The organism is Clostridium sp. (assembly GCF_021372645.1).
Lineage (GTDB): Bacteria > Bacillota > Clostridia > Clostridiales > Clostridiaceae > Clostridium.
Genome location: NZ_JAJFUC010000064.1, coordinates 1 through 21,509 on the forward strand (window position 1 = coordinate 1; position 21,509 = coordinate 21,509).

Here is a 21,509-nt window from a genome sequence, read left to right on the forward strand (position 1 = left end):
AAATCACCCTTACATTAATTTTATGAAAAAGATAAGTTCAATATTTTTAGAGAACTTATCTTTTTTATAAAAATTTATTTTACATTATACATTCCATGGCTATTCATGTAATTAAAAAGTTCTTGACCATGCTTTTGTTCATCTTGTTGAATATGTTGCATTGCCTGCCTAACTATAGGATTAGCAGATTCAAAAACGTCAATATCATAAGTACCTGAAACATATTTTTCTGTAGATAATAAGTCATTACAAAGTATTTTATCATGTTGATTATTTACAGCATCTTGAGTATTACTTTGAGTCAACGGTTGTTTAGCTTGTTGATTGTGACTTAAATTTGGTTGTTGCCCTTGAAGCATTTCATTAATAATATCGTAGTGATGTTGTTCTTCACCAGCAAGTTTATTAAAAAGTTGCTTCAACTGTGCACCTTCAGCTTGCTGAGAATAATTTTTGTATTTTTCAATACAAACTTCCTCTTGAAGCTTTCCATCTTCTAAAAACATTCTTTCTTTTTGACTAAGTCCTATTTGCATATTAATATCACCTCCAGCATATTTTAGACAAAAAATACTTACATTATGTATATAAATTAAGTTTAACTGTGGAGTAGAGGTAGAAGAAGTATTAAAATCTATAGTTTTAGTAGGAGCTGATTCAGAAGTAGTAATATGATTGCTTGATGGAGTAGTAGATGATCCATTATTCTCATTTCTAAAATCATCTTCAAAATATAAAAATAAAATCTAAATAAGAACTTGGTAAAATATAGAGAATCAATTTAATTAAATAAAAATGAAGAGTAAGAAATTTAAGCACTTAAGACATCAAAAGGACAAATTGAAGGAATAATAAAAATGATGGAAGAAGGCAGATATATCAAATCAAATCATTGAAGCATAGTCATTAGATTAAAAAACTAATATACTGATGAAAGTGGTAATCTTGTTAAAAAGTATAGGATAGCTGCAGTTCCTACAATATATTATTTGCAGAAATACTTCAAAATGACTATAATCCCATGTGTTAAAAAAATGCATGGGATTCATTATATTTAATCAAAATCTTGATTGCTTATTTTCTACATATAAAATTCATAAGTTTATGTTAAAATACTGAATATACGAAAGTAGAATATAAAAATTATAAGAGGGGTAATTTAAATGGCATTAAGGCAAATCAGACTTTTTGGTGATGAAATATTAAGAAAAAAAAGTAGAGAAGTTGAAGTTGTAGATGAAAAGATAATACAAATCCTAGATGATATGGCGGAGACTATGTATAATACAGAAAATGGTGGAGGGTTAGCAGCACCACAAATAGGTATACTAAAAAGGCTAGTTGTAATAGATATGGGACAGGGATTAATAAAATTAATTAATCCAAAGATAATTAAGCAAGAAGGAAGTCAAGAAGTTATAGAGGGATGTTTAAGCAATCCGAATGTATTTGGAAAGCTATTAAGGCCAGAAAAGGTAACAATACAAGCACTAAATGAAAAAGGTAGAAGAATAATATTAACAGGTACAGGAGATTTAGCAAAATGTTTTTGCCACGAAATTGACCATTTAGAAGGCATTCTTTTCACTGATTTTGTTATTAAATATATAAAATTATAATAGAATATTAAATTTTCAGATGCCGTATTATTCAGAAATGAATTTGCAGTGTTTTCTACGCAATATGAATAGTATTGATTGTGAAGCTGAGCAGTAAAAAATAATTGCAATAAAAAATTTATGCTAAAAGTTTGAGAATAGCATAAGTTATGAGTTGATAAAAGCAAATATATATATAATAGAGAGTGCTAAGGTAAATTCTTAGCATTCTTTTGTTTCCTACTATCATGCCTTAATTTTTTATAATTAATTTCACACAGTGATATTTTAAGATGATATTATGAAGTAAGAAGAATTATTCGATATATATGAATTAAATATTTCAGATTGCGTATTTTAGAATTTAAAGCATTAAATAAATAATATAAAAATATACATAGTATTAAGTGCGAGTAATATTAGGAGTTAAATATGTCTAATTCACGTGACTGTAATTTATATTATGATCCCAATACAGCAAATTATTTAATTGAATATAGAGGAGATTTTAAAGAAAAAATAGATAAAATATCTTATGCTTGTGGGGATATAATTACAGACACTATTGGGGTTGTATCATTACAGGTTAAAGATTTAGATAGACTTTTAATTGATGTACCAGAAATTGTTTTTTATGCTTTTAGAAATATGTTTGTACTGCAGGATGTTTCACCATCTTCTGTAGATAATATAAATAATATTAAAATTAATCCATACTTGGATTTAACAGGAAGAAATGTACTAATAGGTATAGTAGATACTGGGATAGATTATTTAAATGAAGAATTTATAAGAGAGGATGATACATCAAGAATAATTAATATATGGGATCAAACAATAAAAAATAATACTGATGATTCTGTATATATTGGACAAAATTATTCAAATGAGCAAATAAACAATGCAATTAACGCACATAGAAATAATAAAGATCCATATGAAATTGTGCCTTCAAAAGATGAAATTGGTCACGGGACTAAGGTTGCTGGAATAATAGGTGCGAGAGGATATAATAAAGAACTTCAAGGGATTGCCAATGAAAGTAATTTTGTGATTGTTAAACTTTTTGAATCGTCTAATTTTAAGCAGCAATTAAAAGAAAATAATGTTGCAGACACTCCGGTATATAATGCTTCTGAAATTGTAGCAGGGCTAGAGTATTTAAGAAAAGAATCTATAGAGCGTAGGCAACCTATGGTAGTGTACATTGGTGTTGGAAGTACTGAAGGAAGTCATGATGGCACAGATTTGATTTCTAGATATGTAACATCTTTTGGAAGTAATATAGGACTATGCTGTGTAGCTGGAACTGGAAATGAAGGAGATGCACAAGGACATGCATCAGGAAATATTAAAAATAAAGGAGATATAAAAGTAGTAAATTTAAAAATACCAAGGGAATTAAAATATTTTCACTTTGATATATGGGTACGAAGACCTAATGTTGTTTCACTAAATGTAATTTCCCCTACTGGAGAAGCATCAGCAATCATTGAAGCAAAAATGAGTAAGTTTCAACCAGTCAAATTTGTTTTTTTAAATACTACAATAACAGTTAGGTATTATAATCCTGAACATTTTACTGGACATGAAGTTATAAGTATTACATTCAATGATGTAAAACCTGGAATATGGAGTTTTAATTTAATGGGTAAATACATAACTGATGGAAGATATGACATATGGCTTCCACCTAAAAGTACTTTGCCAGAAAATACAGTGTTCCTTGAACCAGATCCTTTTAATACACTAACAAGTCCATCTGAATCAGTTAATGTAGTTACAGTTGCTTATTATGGAAATAATAATGCTTTAATTGCAGCTTCTGGTAAGGGATTTAATACTAACAATTTAATTAATCCTGATATTGCAACTATGGGAATAAATATTTTAACAACAAAAGTTTCAGGGGGAGTTACAACCTTTTCAGGTAGTTCAGCAGCTACTGCAATAGTGGCTGGAGCTTGTGCTCTTTTATTGCAGTGGGGGATTATTGACGGAAATGATAAATCTATGTATGCAAAAAAGATTACTAGCTATCTTATATATGGAGCGAATAGAAATGAACTTTACAAATATCCAAGTAGAGAAATTGGCTATGGGGATTTTGATTTATTAGGTACTTTTAATATTATTAGTAGGATTTATATGAGAAATAATGAAATGCGTAGTACCAGTAATCTTAATCAAAAAAATATTGAGCAAAATTATGAATTTATTGAATATTATATTAATAAATTATATATAAGGATTCCAAGGTAAGATAGGGAGGAGTTAGATTCAAGGGAAGTATTTCAAAAAAAATGGATATATATCCAAATCCGCAGTGGGGATTTGGAATACTAAATATACTAAAGATGTTTCAAAATATAATATAGTTAATAAATAATAAAACCTAAAATTGTAGCGCAAAATAGTTGATTATTATAATTTAACTTTTTTCTTATTATTTTTAGAAGGTATGTTATTTGATGAAGCAACTATAAATGATTTGAAAAGTTTAAACATATTTTTATCATTATAAACAGTCAGAATTTCAGGATGAAATTGTACACCAACAACAAATTTTTCATTACATTTTTCAATTGCTTCGATTACATTATCTTTAGAATAAGCAGTAACTTTAAAACCAGGAGCTAAATCTTTGATTGATTGATGATGAAAGGAATTAGTGATAATAGAACTTCCTAAAATACTATGTAAAATTGAATTTTCAATAATATTTAGTGTATGAGTTACTGCACCATCTTTTGTTTGTTGTTGATGTTTAATATAACAACCTTCCATATCTGATATATCTTGATACAAGGTACCACCAAAGGCGACATTTAAAATTTGGTGTCCTCTGCATATAGCTAAAATAGGTTTATTAAGTTCACAAGCTATTTTAGCTATTAAAATATCAAAAGTATCTTTATCTGGGAATATATAACCTAATTTAGGGGAAGGTTCTTCATTATATACTAAAGGATTTATATCAATTCCGCCAGAAAGAAGAACACCATCTAGAAGCTCAATTTGCCTTCTAATAGATTCTTCATCACAAAGAATAGGAAGCATAACAGGAATTCCACCTGCTTTAATTACTGATTCTACATAATCATTATTAAGTGATTCTATAACAGAATGAGAATAAGGAGTTTCATGTTTAATAACTCTGCTTGAATTTATACCGATAATAGGTTTTTTCATAATAATAGTACCTCCACTAAGAATGTATATAAATTATACTATATAGAGGCAAGTAAATATTGTCAATTGTAGTTTATTGGTACAAATATAAAGAAATTCTAAAGAATATAAAAATAAATATTTACAAAATAAACAAATCAAGTACAATAGAATTGACGATAATTTATTTCTTGAAGAAACCTAAGATAAAAAGAGCCGTTTAGGTGGATATGTATTAAATGAAGAGATTTTTTTAAATTATCATAATAGTATTTAGCATAATGCAAATTATGACTTTAACAGCCTTTGCATATGAAAAATTTCAGAAATTAGAGGATATAAAAGATAATATTTATAAGCATTTTGAAAATAGAGACGCAAATTTTACTTTTTTTAATACTTTCAGTAAATAAAATAAAAGATTTTTTTGGAAATTACTTTGTAAAATAATTTCTGAAAAAGTCTTTTTATTTTTAAATTTGAAAGTGAAACTTATTGATAATAAACAAGAAGTATACATAAAATATTTAATAAAGTTTACAAATTCAGGTACTTTATTTTTGGCATATATAGATATAAACAGAAGTATTTAATTTAGGGATAGTGTAAAAATGAATATTCGACAAATTGAGTAGTTCAAAAATTATATTTATGTTATTAATATTACAATATTCAGGTCATTAGCTTTTATGAAACTTGAACTACGCCTAAAAAATAATAAAGTTGTATAAATATTCAAGTTTTGTTAAAATGTTATTAAATAAATTTAAAAGAATTTTTATTATATAAACATTACTAAAAAGCAAATGAATATAATAAAACATGCTTAATATTTATTACAGAATTTTATATAAAAATTATAACTTAAGATTAAATTAATTGGAAAACTGCAACGATACCGAGATTATTTTGTATCTAATAGAATAGTACAGTTTTAAGAGTTTTTAATAATCACCCAGATGTTAAAGAAAGTACAAGGCAAAAGGTTTTAGAAATTATAAAGAGGGATATGATGCAACAAGCTATTTAATAAATAAAGGACATAAAAAGATAGTAGTAATTTTGGGTGAAACTAATGATATGAGTGTTAGTTTGTGGAGATTAGAAGGATACAAAAAAGCACTTTTTAAGCATTAATAGGGTGGAGGAATGAGAATGGAAAGAGGTAGTGGAATCATTATGCATATAGCATCTTTGCCAGGTAAATATGGAATAGGTACATTTGGAAAAGAAGCATATGAATTTGCTGAGTTTTTAAAAAAGGCTGGTCAAAGGTATTGGCAGATACTTCCTTTAGGTCAAACAAGCTATGGAGATTCACCGTATCAGTCAGTTTCAGCGTTTGCGGGGAATCCGTACTTTATTGATTTTGATATTTTGGAAAAAGATGGACTGCTAAAAAAAGAAGATTATAATGCAATAAATTTTGGAGATAATTCTGAAGTTATAAACTATGGAGCATTATTTACAGAAAAAATGAAAGTATTAAGGATTGCATATGAGAATTCTAAAAAAAATGAATGCAATGATTTTAAAATTTTTGAAAAAGCAGAATCGTATTGGCTTGATGATTATGCTTTATTTATGGCATTGAAAGTTAATTTTAATTTAAAAAGCTCTCAAACTTGGGATGATAATATTAGGTTAAGAAAAGAAGAAACTTTAAATAAGTACAAAGAACAGCTTACTGATGAAGTGCAATATTGGAAGTTTTTGCAATATGAATTTTTTAAGCAATGGACGAGTTTAAAATATTATGTTAATAAATTAGGCATTGAAATTATAGGAGATATACCAATATATGTGGCTGAAGATAGTGCTGATTTATGGAGTAATCCAAAAGTATTTTTATTAGATGAGAAAACTTTAAAACCAATAAAAATTTCAGGATGTCCACCTGATGCATTTTCAGCAACTGGACAACTTTGGGGAAATCCTATTTATGATTGGAAATATCTTGAGGAGACAAGCTATAAATGGTGGATAAATAGAATTAAACAAAGCTTGAAACTTTATGATGTAATTAGAATAGATCATTTTAGGGGATTTGAAGCTTATTGGTCTATACCTTATGGAAATAAAACCGCAGAAAATGGAGAGTGGGTAAAAGGACCAGAAATGAAATTATTTAGTGCTATAAAAGAAGAATTTGGAGCTATAAATATTATAGCTGAAGATTTAGGTTTATTAACTGAAGAAACTATAAATTTTAGAGAAAAGTCAGGATTTCCAGGAATGAAAGTATTAGCATTTGCTTTTTCTGGTGGCAGTAAAAATGCATATCTTCCACACAATTATGAAAAAAATTCTGTGGCTTATACAGGAACACATGATAATGATACAGTAAGAGGTTGGTTTGAAACTACAGGAGGTAAGGCTGAAGTTAAAAATGCAATTGAATATTTAAAGTTAACAGAAGAAGAAGGTTATAATTGGGGATTTATAAGAGGGATATGGAGTAGTGTTGCAAATACTTCTATTGCACTTATGCAAGATTTTTTAAATCTTGGGAATGAAGCAAGAATTAATATGCCATCAACAATGAAAAATAATTGGAGTTGGAGAGCAAAAGAGAATGTTTTCACTAAGGAGTTAGCAAATAAAATTTATAGATTAACTGAAATTTATGGAAGGTGTGAATAATTGTGGAGAAGCAAAAAATAAAAGATGGTATTGAAAGATACTTAAAAGTAAAACATGGGGTAAAATTGAAAGATGCACAAGATTATGAAATCTTTAATGCAGTTTCACTAACAATTTTGGAAGAAATAATTGACGATTGGAATGCTACAAATGAAACTTATAACAAAGGAAGAATGGCATACTATTTATCAGCAGAATTTTTAATGGGCAGAGCACTAGGTAATAATTTAATGAATTTAGGTTTATATGATGAAGTTAAAAATGTATTAAAAGAATTAAATATAGATTTAAATAAAATTGAAGAAATAGAGGAAGATGCGGGTCTTGGGAATGGGGGGCTTGGAAGACTTGCAGCATGCTTTGTAGAATCATCAGCAACTTTAGACATGCCTTTAGTTGGATATGGAATAAGATATAGCAACGGTTTATTTAAACAAAACATTGAAAATGGATTTCAAACTGAATGTGAAGATACATGGCTTAAATATGGAGAAGCGTGGAGTATTAGAAAAGACGATGAGACTCAAATAATAAATTATTCTGATATGGTAGTAAAAGCTGTTCCTTATGATGTACCAATAATAGGATATGGAACTAAAAATATAAATACATTAAGATTATGGCAATGTGAAGCTTTAAGAGAATTTGATTTTAATTTATTTAATAATCAACAGTATATTGAGGCAGTATCAGGAAGAAATAAGGCTGAAGATATATCAAGAGTATTATATCCAAATGATACAGCGGAAGCAGGAAAAATATTAAGACTTAGACAACAATATTTCTTCTCAAGTGCATCAATGAAAGATATAATAAAGAAACATAAAGCCAAATTTGGAAGCGATTTTTCAGAATTTGCAAAATATAATGTGGCTCAATTAAATGATACTCATCCAACAATATCAATTCTTGAATTTATAAGAATATTAGTGGATGAAGAAAATGTTGATTTCTGGAATGCTTTAGCAATTGCAAAAGCATTCTTTGGATATACAAATCACACTATACTTGCAGAAGCTTTAGAAAAATGGAATATAAGATTAATTGAAAGACTATTTCCGAGAATATTACAAATCGCATATCAAGTTGATGATGCTCTAATGAATGAATTAAGGCAAAAGGGCTATGATGAAGGTGCAATTTGGAACTTTAGAATTATTGCAAACGACCAAATGAGGATGGCTAATTTAGCTATATTTGTAGGAAGAGCTGTAAATGGAGTTGCTGCACTTCATACAGAAATTTTAAAGACAACCGAATTAAATAATTGGTATAATTTATATCCAAATAAATTCCAAAACAAGACTAATGGAATTACTCCGAGAAGATGGCTTAGACTTTGCAACATTGAATTGTCTGAATTTATAACTGACTTATTAGGAAGTGAAGATTGGGTTAAAAAATTAGAATTACTTAAGGGATTAGAAAAATATAAAGATGATGATGCAGTACTCGAAAAGCTTATGGCAATTAAACATAAAAAGAAAGTTGAATTAGCAGAGTACATTAAACTAGAAGAAGGAATTGATGTAGATCCAAATTCATTCTTTGATATCCAAATAAAAAGATTGCATGAATACAAGAGACAATTATTAAATGCTTTATATATTTTAGATCTATATTATAGAATTAAAGAAAATCCAAATTTAGATATACCAAAGACTACATTTATATTTGGAGCTAAAGCCTTCCCAGGATATAGAAGAGCTAAAGGTATAGTTAAATTTATAAATGAAATAGCTAGACTTATTGATAATGACGTAGAAGCTTCTAAGAAAATTAAAGTTGTATTTGTACATAACTATAGAGTGTCTTATGCACAAAAGTTATTTCCAGGTTCTGATTTATCTAAGCAAATTTCTACTGCTGGAAAGGAAGCTTCAGGAACAGGAAATATGAAGTTCATGTTAAATGCAACTCCAACATTTGGAACTTATGATGGAGCTAATATAGAGATTGTTCAAGAAAGTGGAGAAGAAAATAACTATATATTTGGACTTAAAGTTGAAGATATTGAAAGAATAAAGCATAACTATGATCCTAAATGGTATTATAGAGAAAATCCAAGCATTAAGAGAGCCGTAGACACGTTAATTAATGGTACTTTAGAAGATGGTAAGACGGGATATTTTGAAGATTTGTATAATGCATTATTAGAGGAAAGAGATCAATATTATGTACTTGCTGATTTTGACTCATTTAAAAAGACACAGGAACAAGTATTTGAAGATTATAAAGACAAAAAGAAATGGGCTCAAAAATGTTTTGCTAATCTTTATAATTCAGGAGCATTTTCAAGTGATAGAACTATAAAACAATATGCTGATGAGATTTGGAACATAAAACCAGCACCAATTAAATAATATTAAGATATAGAACAATTCTAAAATAAGGTGAAGATTTGTAGATATAGAGATTAAAATACTATATCTATGGATCTTTCTCTATGTGGGGAACTAGATAATTTAATGTATGATGTACAATTCCTTTACTTCACAATGTACTGTGAAGTGTACATTCCAAAGCTGTGTATAAGTTTTAACTTCAGATTAATAGTAGCGTATTTGATTGGGAAATATTAGAGTGTAAGTTTACATTTATTTAGATGTACGATATTATTAAGATAATAAAAGTATAGTTAATAACGTAGAGATTTTGAAGAAAAGTGATATATATAAGATATTAAATTAAGATTACTTTAAAGTTAGAAAAGGGGATTAAATATGAAGAAAATAGTAGTATTAGATGGTAAAACCTTAGGTAACGTAGATTACATTAAATTAAATGAATTTGGTCAAGTAGTTTATTATGATTTAACTTTAAAAGAAGAAGTTGCTGAGAGAATTAAAGAGGCTAATATTGTATTAACCAATAAAGTTGCATTAAATAGGGAAAACTTAAGAGATGCAAATGAGTTAGAGCTTATATGTGAAATGGCTACGGGATACAATAATATAGATATAGAGTATGCTAAAGAAAAGAATATTGCAGTAGCTAATGTTACTGGGTATTCTACTACTACTGTAGCGCAACATACATTTGCTATGTTACTTCATTTGTATGATAATATAAATTATTTTGATAAATTTATTAAAAGCGGAGACTACTCTAAGTCTTTAATGTTTACTAACTTAGAAGCACCATATAAAGATTTGTGTGGGAAAGTATGGGGAATAATAGGCCTTGGAAACATTGGAAAAAGAGTGGCAAAAATAGCTCAAGCTTTTGGTGCAAGAGTAGTATATTATTCAACTTCAGGTAAAAATGCAGATTCAGATTATGCAAGAGTAGAATTTGATTCTTTGTTAAAGCAATGTGATATTATTTCTATACATGCACCTTTGAATGAAAAAACTGAAGGATTAATTAACTACCAAGCTTTTACCAGAATGAAAAAAGATGTTGTATTAATAAATGTAGCAAGAGGTCCTATAGTAGTAGATGAAGACTTGGCTAGAGCTATAGATGAAGAGATAATAGGTGGAGCAGCTTCAGATGTATTTAAAGTAGAACCGATACCATCAGAAAGTCCATTACTAAAAGTTAAAAATAAAGAAAGATTGGTACTGACACCACATATTGCATGGGCAAGTGAGGAAGCTAGAAATAGATTGTTTACAGATTTGTTAGAAAATATTAGTGCGTACAATAGAGGCGAAAAAAGAAATAGAGTAGACATTTAAAATATTGACCTGTATATTTTTAGGGAGAACTTCAACTAGTTTTATTTTTAGTTTAATGTTAATATATATAGTGCTAAAAGTAGTAACTAAAGGAGGATAATAAAAATATCATGGCGAAAGTTATTATTGCGGAAAAGCCATCTGTTGCAAAAAATATTGCAGATGCATTTAAGATAAAAAATAGAAAAGATGGTTATTTTGAAGGTGATGGATATTATATAACATGGGCATTTGGACATCTTTTGCAACTTTATGACGCAAAGGATTATGATGAAAATATGAAGGGTTGGAGATTTGAAAAATTTCCATTTATTCCAGAAAATTTTTTGTATAAGGTAAAATGCGATAGTGAAGATAGAACTATAGAAGATAAAGGTGCGAAAAAACAACTTGGAATAATAAAGAGTTTAATTGATAAAGATGACGTTGATAGTATTGTTTCAGCAACTGACTTTGATAGAGAAGGTCAAGTTATAGCTGATGAATTATTTGGTTATTTTAAGGTGAAAAAGCCTATATATAGATTGCTTTTAAATGAATGGACACCTGATGAAGTTAAAAGTGGTATGGAAGCTTTAAAGAATAATAAAGAGATGCAATCACTTCAAGATGCAGGCATAGGAAGGCAATGGAGTGATTGGATTATTGGGATTAATCTAACTTCTGTAAGTACATTAAAATATAAGTTTGAAGAAAATAAGACTATTAATATAGGTAGAGTTTTATTACCTACATTAAAGATTATTTATGATAGAGATAAAGAAATAGAAAACTTTACAGCAACAACTTACTATAAATTAATATCAAATTTTAAAAATTTAAGTAATGAAGAATTTGAAGGACTTTATTATGAAAATGATTCTGAAAAGTTTGAGAAAAAAGAAGATTTAGATAAATTTATTCCTTTGTTAGAAGGAGCAACTGCTAAGATTATCGATAAACAAACAGAACTAAAAAAGGAATATCCACCTTATTTATTTAATTTATCAAACTTACAAGGTTATGTTACAAGTAAATATAAAGGTTGGACATCTGATAAGGTTTTAAAGGTTGCACAATCTCTTTATGAAAAGAAACTTACAACTTATCCGAGAACAGCAAGTGTAGTTCTAGAGGAAAGTTTGAAGGATAGGGCAAAAAAGGTTTTAGACACATTAAAAGTTGGATTACCATACGAAAAGGACATTAAATTTAATACATCTAAAAGAATTTTTGACAGTTCAAAAGTTGAAAGCCATAGTGCTATAACTCCAACATATATTAAACCATCAGGATTATCTCTAGATGAAAGAATCGTATATGAAGCGATTAAAAATAGATTTATAATACAGTTTATGCCTATTGCTCAATTTGAAGAAACAAAAGTTACTTTGAAAGCAGATAACTCAGAAGTTAAGGGTATATTTATTTCTAAGGGAAAAGTAAAGCTTATAGAAGGCTGGAAGGTAGTAGAAAAAATAGAAAGTAAGGATATAATTCTTCCAAAGATTGAAATAAATGAAAATGTGGATGTTATAAAATCAAGTGTGAATGCAGTTACTAAAAAGCCTCCTAAGTATCATACGGAAAAGACACTACTTAGAGTTATGGAAACTTGCGGAAAAGGTATTGAAGGCAAAGAAGATTCAGAAGAAATGATGCAAGCTATTTTAAGCGGATATAGTATAGGTACACCGGCAACACGTGCAGAAACTATAAAAAAATTGAAGGACATAGGATATTTAAAGACTAAAGGAAAAAATCTTATGTGCACAGACCTTGGAAGAAATTTAGTAGAAATTTTCCCAGTAAAAGATTTATTGGATTTAGAGTATACAGGAAGACTCGAAAAAACTCTTTCTGATATTGAAAAAGGTAAATTTGATAAAAGCGATTTTATGAAGTTAATAATAGATTTTACTATTAAGTCCGTTGATTCAATAAAAAAAGATGATGGTGCATTATCAAGATTTAAAGTAGAAATACCTAAAGATATTGAATGTTTAGGGCCTTGTCCTGTTTGTGGGAATCCGGTGGTTGAAAGTGAAAAAAGCTTTGGATGTAGTAACTGGAAAAATGGGTGCAAATTTACCATTTGGAAAGATGACAAATACATTAAGTCATTTGGTAAAAATGTATCTAAGGAAATGATTGAACTTTTACTTAAGAATGGTAAAGTTGGATTTAGAAACTTAAAAAGTAAAAAAGGAAATACATTTTCAGCATATTTTAAATATGAAAAGAATGAACAAACTGGATATTTTAATTGGAATATTGAGTTTATAGATAATAAATGATTTTAGAGAACACTCCAAAAAACATTGACATTTATAAAGGAAAAATGAAATAATACATATAGGAACTGAAGAATTTTAAATTCGTAGAAAAAGAAGATATATTAAGATGTGCAATGAGGCAGATATTGATTTGAAAGAATTAATATCTGCTTTTTTAATACAAGAAAATATTAAATTATTGAGGTAGGAGATTATATAATTGAAGAAGATTGTGAATTTGCAGAGGGGGTTGAAATTATAAATTTACCTGGTCATACGCCAGGGTTACTTGGATTAGTAGTTCATCTGAAAAATGAAGGAACCTTAATTTTTCCTCAAGATTGTGTATATAATTCAGAAATTTATGGACCACCTATTAAAGTATCTGGTTTACTTTATGATAGTATTTCTTTCTTCAAATCAATTAATAAAGTAAAAACACTAGAAAAAAAATATGGTGCTAAGGTATTTTTTGCACATGATGATGAATTTTTCAAAACAATAAAAATTGCTCCGAAATATTATAAATAATTTAAAGGATTTATAAATTTTATTTTGATAATACCTTTAATCTATAGGATAGTATTTAGTATTAAAAACTACTGAATACTGTCCTAATTAAATTTGTTAATATAAAATGAGAAAGAAGGTTTATGTATAATGAAGAAATATAAAGAAAAATTTAAAAATGTACCTGATGGCTTTGCAGAAACATACAGTATAGAACTTTATATGAAGGAGTAACCGATTATTTTAGAAAATAAATTACTGAAAAATATCGAAAAATATTGTGGAAATGTTAAAGTTATATCTAATGAAAATTGTAAAATTAAAGTTGTGGTTACAGATTTAATGGCAATTATATTAGATTATAATGAAGTTGCATAAATGAAAATTCATAATTTGTAATATTATAGTGCATATGTGAATATGAAATGAAAAAAAAGTTACATTTTGTATTGACATATAAAAGGTATGCTAGTAAACTTATAAAAGTAATTTAAAATAATTTCATATAATTTGTAGAAAACAATGACGTTTTCATTTCTAAGAGAAAGATATATCTAATGGTGGATGTACCTTTTTGAAATGAGGCGTCTTTTTTTATTAAAAAGGAATTTATCAATGAATTAAAAATTTAATAACAAATTATTCAAGGGGGAATAGAAATGCAATTATTAAATGGCGCAGACATGGGATTTGTAATTATTTGTGCTGCATTGGTAATGCTAATGGTGCCAGGATTAGCTTTGTTTTATGGTGGTATGGTAAGGAGCAAAAATGTATTGAGTATTACAGTACAGAACTATGCAGCTCTCGTTATTATATCTCTACAGTGGATTTTTATAGGCTATACCTTAGCCTTTGGTCCTAATGGAAATGGGGTAATTGGCGGATCGGATTGGAGCTTTTTGAAAAATATAGGAATTGCACCTAATGCAGATTATGCAGGTACAATACCACATTTGGAATTTGTAGTATTTCAATTAATGTTTTCAGCAATTACTGCAGCCGTTATTTCAGGTGCTGTTGCTGAACGTATGACTTTTCCAGCCTTTTTGATCTTTATCATTTTATGGAGTACATTAGTTTATGATCCTATTGCTCATTGGGTATGGGGTACAAATGGATGGTTAAAAGATTTGGGCGTACTTGATTTTGCTGGAGGACACCCTGTTGAGATAAATTCAGGTATTTCTGGACTTGTTGCAGCAATATTTATTGGCAAAAGAAAGAAATCAAGTCCAGAGCCACATCATATACCTATGGCAATACTTGGTGGCGGACTTTTATGGTTCGGATGGTTTGGATTTAATGCAGGAAGTGCTCTTGCTATGAATTTTACAGCTGTTAATGCTTTTGTTACTACAAATACTTCAGCAGCAGCAGGCGCAGTTGGATGGGTAGCTTGTGAATGGATTCTTTATAAGAAACCTACAGCATTAGGAATAGTCAGTGGAGCTATAGCTGGATTAGTTGCAATAACTCAAGGTGCGGGTTTTGTAAGTCCTATATCAGCTATATTTATCGGACTAGCTGGAGGAGCTTTAAGTTTCTTTGCTATAGCTGTATTAAAGAAAAAATTAGGATATGACGATGCACTAGATGCTTTTGGCTGTCACGGAGTAGCAGGAATCTGGGGATCTATAGCTACGGCTGTATTTTCATCAAAGGCAATTAATCCAGCAGGTGCAGATGGATTAATATATGGAAACTTTGCTCTTCTAAAAGCTCATTTAATATCAACTTGTGCTACTGCTTTATATGCAGCTATTGTAACTTTTGCAATACTTAAGATTATGAGTTTTGTGATGAATATAAGAGCTACTAAAAATGAAGAAGCAGAAGGATTAGATATCTCTTTACATGGAGAAGAGGCTTATTCAGGATTTAACAGGTAGAAATTAGTTTTAATAAAAAGGTAGGAATTTAAATTGATTCCTACTTTTTTTATATTAAAATACATATATAGTATAGTAACTAGTTTAATGAAGGTAGGATGATATATGAAATATCCTCTTAAATTTGACAACAATGGAAATTTTAAAATTGTTCAATTCACAGATTTACACGAAGGTCCAGATAGAGATAAAGCTATAGATTTAATGAATAAAATATTAGAATGTGAGAAACCTAATCTGGTAGTTTTAACTGGAGATAATGTTGATGGTAAATGTAAAACATTAGATGATGTAAAAAGTGCTATTAATTATATAGCTGAACCAATGGAAACTAGGCATATACCTTGGTCCATAGTTTTTGGTAATCATGACGATGAGCACAATATGATGAGTAAAGAAGAAATGATGAATACCTATATGGCTTTTGAATACAATATAAGTCAAATAGGTTATAAAACTTTTGATAGAATTGGCAATTATAATCTTCTTATAGAAAGCTCAAAAGATAACACACCTAAGTTCAATATTTATATGATGGATTCAGGTAAATATGCACCTTCTTTTATTGGTGGATACAATTGGATAAAATTCACTCAAATTTGTTGGTATAAGAGAACTGCCTTGAATTTAAAACAAAAATATAACAAAATAGTACCATCACTTATGTTTTTCCATATACCATTAAAAAAATTCAAAGAATCATGGAGTAGTGGATTAATAAACGGTGAAAGAATTGAAGCAGAAAGTTGTGCCAAGATAAATTTATGTTTTTTTAATGCTATTGTTAAAACTGGTGATGTAAAAGGTGTATTTGTAGGTCATGATCATTTAAATAATTATTTGGCTGCTATTAATGGAATTAAACTTGGATATGCAGGATATACTGGTTATGGAACTTATGGACAAGATAATATTCCTCGTGGTGCAAGAGTATTTCTTATTAATGAATCAAGTCCAGCTAATTTTGAAACGTGGCTGAGAAAAGAAGGTGATAAATAATTAATAAGTAGCATTTAAGATTATTCATTCATATTATTGTAGTACTAAGTGAAACTTTTTAGGTGGAATTTTAAGATTCAAATACTAAATTACAAGAAGAAAATGCGAAACTTAAAAACCAATTAAGTAAGTTTCAATCATTAGATATTGAAAATACTCTTACAGTGGCTAATGAAACGACTATAGATGTAAAACAACAAAATATACAAGCTTAAAATTAAAGGGCTATTAAAAAATAGAAATTTGATTTCTACTTTTCAATAGCCCTTTAAAGTTTTTAGAAAAAATATTTGGTATATAAGTTTAAAAAAGAAAAATAAAATAATTGAAGCTTCTTTGTTAAAAAATGTTAGGTAAAAATCTTTTTAATAGATTTAACAATACTAACAAGCTCATGAAATTTCAAAAGCCCAAAAGTCCTTTTCTTAACATAAATCATATATATTAGAACAATCTTCGATTAAACGTCATATTATACACCATGAATATTATTAGGAGATGCTTTCTTCGTGAGAAAGAAGTTAAAGGTGTTAACTGCTTTATTAATTTCAAGTGTAACAGCTATATCCATGTTTGGATGTAGTAATGCTAAAACTAATGAAGGTAAAGTAACTGTACGTTTAAATGAAGTAACTCGTTCTGTTTTCTATGCACCAATGTATGTTGCAATGAGTGAAGGATTTTTTGAGGAAAATGGAATTGAGATTGATTTACAAACAGGTCAAGGTGCTGACAAGACCATGCAAGCAGTTTTAAGTAAATCAGCAGATATTGGTTTTTGTGGACCTGAGCAAACAATTTACATTAACAATCAAAGAAGAGAAGATTATCCTATACTTTTTGGACAGCTAACTCAAAAGGATGGTTCTTTCTTGGTTGGTCGAACTAAGGACGACAATTTTAAATGGAAAAATATCAAAGGAAAAGATGTTATAGGAGGCAGACCTGGTGGTGTTCCTGCAATGGCTTTGGAGTATGCTATGAAGCAAAACAATATTAATCCTAAGAGTGATGTTAATATGGTTACTAATATAGATTTTGCAGCAACAGCAGGTGCATTTAAAGGCGGTACTGGAGACTATGTAGCACTTTTTGAACCAACAGCATCAGTTCTTGCAAAAGAGGGAACTGGAACTATACTTGCATCAGTTGGGCAAGAGTCAGGTCTTATTCCGTATACTTGTTACTTCACTACAAAATCTTATATGGATAAAAATTCAAAAGTAATTGAAAATTTTACAAAGGCAATTTATAAAGGTCAACAATGGTTTTTTAGTCACAGTACAGAAGAAGTGGCTGATAGCATAATTCAATATTTCCCAGGTACTGATAAAGAGACAATTATGACTGTTATAGACAACTACAAAAATATTGATGCCATAGCACATACTCCAGAGATTAAAGAAGAAAATCTAAGTAGACTTATGGATATAATTACAGATTACGATGCAAGTTTAATGCCACAAAGACCTGAATTTAATAAGATAGTAGATAATTCATATGCTCAAAAAGTAGTTAAGTAGATGTCATGTAGAGATGAGAAGGTGGTGATTAAAATTTGAGCTTGCTTAAAATATGCGATGTATCCATGAATTATCATTCTATTAAAGGAGAAACACAAGCTTTAAATAATGTGAATTTTGAAGTAAATGAGGGTGAGTTTATTTCTATTTTAGGTCCATCAGGATGTGGCAAATCTACTTTGCTTAATATAATGAATGGATTGTTAGAGCAGTCAAGTGGATATGTATTATACAAAGGTGAAGATATAAAAAATAATTTAGATAAAATAGGATATATGTTTCAAAAGGATCATCTTTTTGAATGGAATACTGTTTGGGAGAATGTAACTCTTGGATTAAGAATAAAAAAACAATTAAATAATGAATCAAAAGAAAAAGTAAATGAATTATTAGACACTTATGGATTATTAAGGTTTAAGGAGCATTATCCAAGTGAACTTTCTGGTGGAATGAGGCAAAGAGTTGCCCTTATAAGAACTTTAGCTTTAAAACCTGAAATACTTTTTTTAGATGAACCATTTTCAGCACTAGATTATCAATCAAGACTTTTAGTATGTGATGATGTTTATAAGATAATAAAAACAGAAAAAAAGACAGCAATTATGGTAACTCATGATATTGCAGAAGCTATTTCTATATCTCAAAAAGTAATAGTATTAACTAAAAGACCATCAAGTGTAAAAGTAGAAATTCCTATAGATTTTGGAAATGATAATTTAACTCCATTTCAAAAAAGGAAATCTCCACAGTTTAGTGACTATTTCAATAGACTATGGAAGGAGTTGGATCAAAGTAATGAGTAAGAAACATGAGATACATTTGTTAAAAAAACAAAAAGAAGAGAATACGAGTAGAAAAAGTGACTATTTAACTGAAAACACTAAAGTGAATAAAAAATATGAAAAAGTTAAAGTACAAGATAAAGTCAGTAACGAACATGAAATATATTTAAAAAAAGTAAAGTCTACTAAAAGAAGAATTGTAATTATTAGAATCCTTATACTTGTTATTTTCATTGCTTTGTGGCAAATGGCTGCTAGTTTAAAATGGATTGATCCATTTCTAACTTCAAGCCCAACTAGAGTTATTAAATCTTTTGTATCTTTATATGAAGATGGAAGCTTATTTAAGCATATAGGTATTACTTGTTATGAAACTATTTTAGGATTTTCTTTAGGTACAATTTTAGGTGCATTAATTGCAGTAATTTTATGGTCGTGCCCTCTTGTATCAAAAATATTAGACCCATATATAGTAGTTTTAAATGCACTTCCTAAGGTTGCTTTAGCTCCAATTATAATTTTTTGGATTGGAAATGGTATGCCTGCTATAATTGTTATTGCACTTTTAATTTCAGTTGTAACAACAGTTATAAGTGTTCTAACTGGATTTAATGAAATAGATAAAGAAAAAATTATGCTAATGAATACCTTCAGAGCATCTAAGACACAAATATTAAGATATTTAATATTTCCATATTCTATTCCCATTTTCATTTCAGCTCTAAAAATAAATGTAGGACTATCTTGGGTAGGCGTAATAATGGGAGAGTTCTTGGTAGCTAAGAATGGATTAGGATTCTTAATAGTCTATGGAGGACAAGTTGCTCAACTAGATATGGTAATGATGAGTATTGTAATTCTTGCTATAATTGCATTTATTATGTATGAAATGGTTGCATTTACAGAAAATAAGTTTGTAAAAGATAAGAATTAAATCTAAGGTTTTCTAAATAAATATGTAATAAGGCATAATCAAAAAATAACAAGTCAGCATGCTAGTCTATTTTGCGTGATACTTCGTCGGTAAGTTTCGCTAATAGCTCACTATGAACGAAACTCACTTCCTTGTCTGACGTAAAGTGAAACTTTTCAGGTGGAATTTTACATTCTAACTGAATCTAGTTGAACCTATCTTAAGGCAAAATATAGATCGCATCATGGACTTGTTATTTTATTTCATATGCCTAATATAAACACAGTCTCAAAATATATAAATATAACGATGTTTATTAAAAACGTAACCTTTGCTTAACGTAAAAGGCAGTTTTACTTATTGAGGTAATAGTAGTAAATTAAATTATATAAGACACATTCAAAAAATAACACACCAGTATGCTTGCATATTTGGTCTGTTATTTTTTTGAAGATATTTACGTAATTGAAGGGTTAAAAATTATTTTAAAACAATTCTTTATTTTTTCATAGTAAATGGGTAATATATGTATTATAATATAAAATTGTTTAGTATAAGCTCAAAACAAATATATTTAATTAAATTCCTACAGTTTATTATATATTAGTTGTTAATTAATATGTGATTTGTAGATGAAATGATTTCAAAATAGGGAGAATGACATGAAAATATTAAAAGAATATGGAATTATAACAATAGGAGTAGTCTTAGTACTTATATCATTAGAGTTTTTTTTCTTTCCAAATAAAATAGCTTCAGGAGGAGTGTCAGGATTAGCATTAGCAATTAATAATATCTTTAAAATAGATACAGGAATAGTAATGGTAATATGTAATGTTATATTATTTGCATTAGCGTTTATATTTATTGGAGGAAATTTTGGAATTAAAAGCATGTATGCAGCATTTGGATTAGCATTTGCTTTATCAATTATAGAAAAAACTTCTAAACCAGTAGCATTTACAAATAACTTAATGCTTGCTTCAATATTTGGAAGTGTACTTTTAGCTTTGGGAACAGCAATTATGCTTACTCAAGATGCTACAACAGGGGGTACTAGTATTACAGCGAAAATACTAAGTAAATATGGAAACATAGATTTTGGTAAGGGACTTTTAATATCTGATTCTATTGTAGTAATACTTGCAATGTATACATTTGGGACAGAACTAGCTTTATTTGGATTATTAAGCATATACTTAACTGGACATTTAATTGATAAATTTATAGATGGATTTAATCTATCAAAGCAAGTTATGGTATTTACTGAGCAAGAAAAACTTGTAGCTGAGTACATAATTAAGGATATAAATAGAGGATGTACGGTGTTTTATGGAAAGGGTGGATACACAGGAAAGCATAGTTGCATGATTTTAACTATATTAAATAGAAGTCAATTTATAAAACTAAAAAAGTTTATTAAAAATAATGATCAAAATGCTTTTATAACAGTTAATGAAACAAGTGAAGTTTTAGGAAAAGGATTTAAAAGTTTAAGTGAATAAAAAATAAAAAACACATTTATATAAGGTTCGCGTAT

The 21,509-nt window shown here is 28.5% G+C and carries 14 protein-coding genes and 2 pseudogenes; 14 read left to right on the top strand and 2 right to left on the bottom strand.

From position 1 onward, the window contains the following. Positions 1 to 74: 74 nt before the first annotated feature. Complete coding sequence (locus tag LLF98_RS10590) at positions 75 to 536, bottom strand: spore coat protein (RefSeq protein WP_291703326.1); 462 nt, start codon at positions 534 to 536, stop codon at positions 75 to 77. Between the two features lie 273 nt (positions 537 to 809). Between LLF98_RS10590 and LLF98_RS10595 the strand changes: the two are divergent. From LLF98_RS10595 to LLF98_RS10605, 3 genes and pseudogenes are all read left to right on the top strand, one after another. Beyond that, positions 810 to 900: pseudogene (locus LLF98_RS10595) on the top strand (metal-sensing transcriptional repressor); the annotation flags it as partial. Between the two features lie 263 nt (positions 901 to 1,163). Continuing rightward, on the top strand, positions 1,164 to 1,619 hold the full coding sequence (gene def, locus LLF98_RS10600; protein ID WP_291703328.1) for a peptide deformylase: 456 nt from the start codon (positions 1,164 to 1,166) through the stop codon (positions 1,617 to 1,619). A gap of 411 nt (positions 1,620 to 2,030) precedes the next feature. Further along, positions 2,031 to 3,860: a S8 family peptidase gene (locus LLF98_RS10605; protein ID WP_291703331.1), complete on the top strand. Its 1,830-nt coding sequence runs from the start codon at positions 2,031 to 2,033 to the stop codon at positions 3,858 to 3,860. A 162-nt stretch (positions 3,861 to 4,022) separates the two neighbouring features. Here LLF98_RS10605 and LLF98_RS10610 read toward each other — a convergent pair whose 3' ends face one another. Then, entirely contained in the window at positions 4,023 to 4,790 is a 768-nt protein-coding gene (locus LLF98_RS10610; RefSeq protein ID WP_291703333.1) for a gamma-glutamyl-gamma-aminobutyrate hydrolase family protein, read from the bottom strand. Positions 4,791 to 5,792: 1,002 nt separating this feature from the next. On the opposite strand from LLF98_RS10610, the pseudogene LLF98_RS10615 reads away from it, so the two are divergent. The 11 genes and pseudogenes from LLF98_RS10615 to LLF98_RS10665 form a co-directional block, all read left to right on the top strand. After that, a pseudogene (locus LLF98_RS10615) lies at positions 5,793 to 5,894 on the top strand (LacI family transcriptional regulator); the annotation flags it as partial. Between the two features lie 30 nt (positions 5,895 to 5,924). Then, on the top strand, positions 5,925 to 7,412 hold the full coding sequence (gene malQ, locus LLF98_RS10620; RefSeq protein ID WP_291703335.1) for a 4-alpha-glucanotransferase: 1,488 nt from the start codon (positions 5,925 to 5,927) through the stop codon (positions 7,410 to 7,412). Between the two features lie 2 nt (positions 7,413 to 7,414). After that, complete coding sequence (locus LLF98_RS10625; RefSeq protein ID WP_291703337.1) at positions 7,415 to 9,775, top strand: glycogen/starch/alpha-glucan phosphorylase; 2,361 nt, start codon at positions 7,415 to 7,417, stop codon at positions 9,773 to 9,775. Between the two features lie 360 nt (positions 9,776 to 10,135). After that, the gene (locus tag LLF98_RS10630) at positions 10,136 to 11,095 is read left to right on the top strand and encodes a D-2-hydroxyacid dehydrogenase (protein WP_291703339.1); all 960 of its coding nucleotides are present in this window, start codon (positions 10,136 to 10,138) and stop codon (positions 11,093 to 11,095) included. Between the two features lie 110 nt (positions 11,096 to 11,205). Further along, positions 11,206 to 13,371 carry a type IA DNA topoisomerase gene (locus LLF98_RS10635; RefSeq protein WP_291703341.1) on the top strand — a complete coding sequence of 722 codons (2,166 nt, stop codon included), beginning with the start codon at positions 11,206 to 11,208 and terminating at the stop codon, positions 13,369 to 13,371. A 1,148-nt stretch (positions 13,372 to 14,519) separates the two neighbouring features. Next, positions 14,520 to 15,752, top strand: coding sequence for an ammonium transporter (locus LLF98_RS10640; RefSeq protein ID WP_291703343.1), 1,233 nt, complete (start codon positions 14,520 to 14,522; stop codon positions 15,750 to 15,752). Positions 15,753 to 15,857: 105 nt separating this feature from the next. Next, complete coding sequence (locus tag LLF98_RS10645) at positions 15,858 to 16,751, top strand: metallophosphoesterase family protein (RefSeq protein ID WP_291703345.1); 894 nt, start codon at positions 15,858 to 15,860, stop codon at positions 16,749 to 16,751. Positions 16,752 to 17,260: 509 nt separating this feature from the next. Next, entirely contained in the window at positions 17,261 to 18,274 is a 1,014-nt protein-coding gene (locus tag LLF98_RS10650) for an ABC transporter substrate-binding protein (RefSeq protein ID WP_291703347.1), read from the top strand. A 35-nt stretch (positions 18,275 to 18,309) separates the two neighbouring features. Next, a complete protein-coding gene (locus LLF98_RS10655; protein ID WP_291703348.1) occupies positions 18,310 to 19,077 on the top strand; it encodes an ABC transporter ATP-binding protein in 768 nt (255 codons plus the stop codon). Next, on the top strand, positions 19,070 to 19,990 hold the full coding sequence (locus tag LLF98_RS10660; RefSeq protein ID WP_291703351.1) for an ABC transporter permease: 921 nt from the start codon (positions 19,070 to 19,072) through the stop codon (positions 19,988 to 19,990). Before LLF98_RS10655 ends, LLF98_RS10660 begins: the two co-directional genes overlap by 8 nt. Positions 19,991 to 20,631: 641 nt before the next feature. After that, the gene (locus LLF98_RS10665; protein WP_291703354.1) at positions 20,632 to 21,474 is read left to right on the top strand and encodes a YitT family protein; all 843 of its coding nucleotides are present in this window, start codon (positions 20,632 to 20,634) and stop codon (positions 21,472 to 21,474) included. Positions 21,475 to 21,509 lie beyond the last annotated feature (35 nt).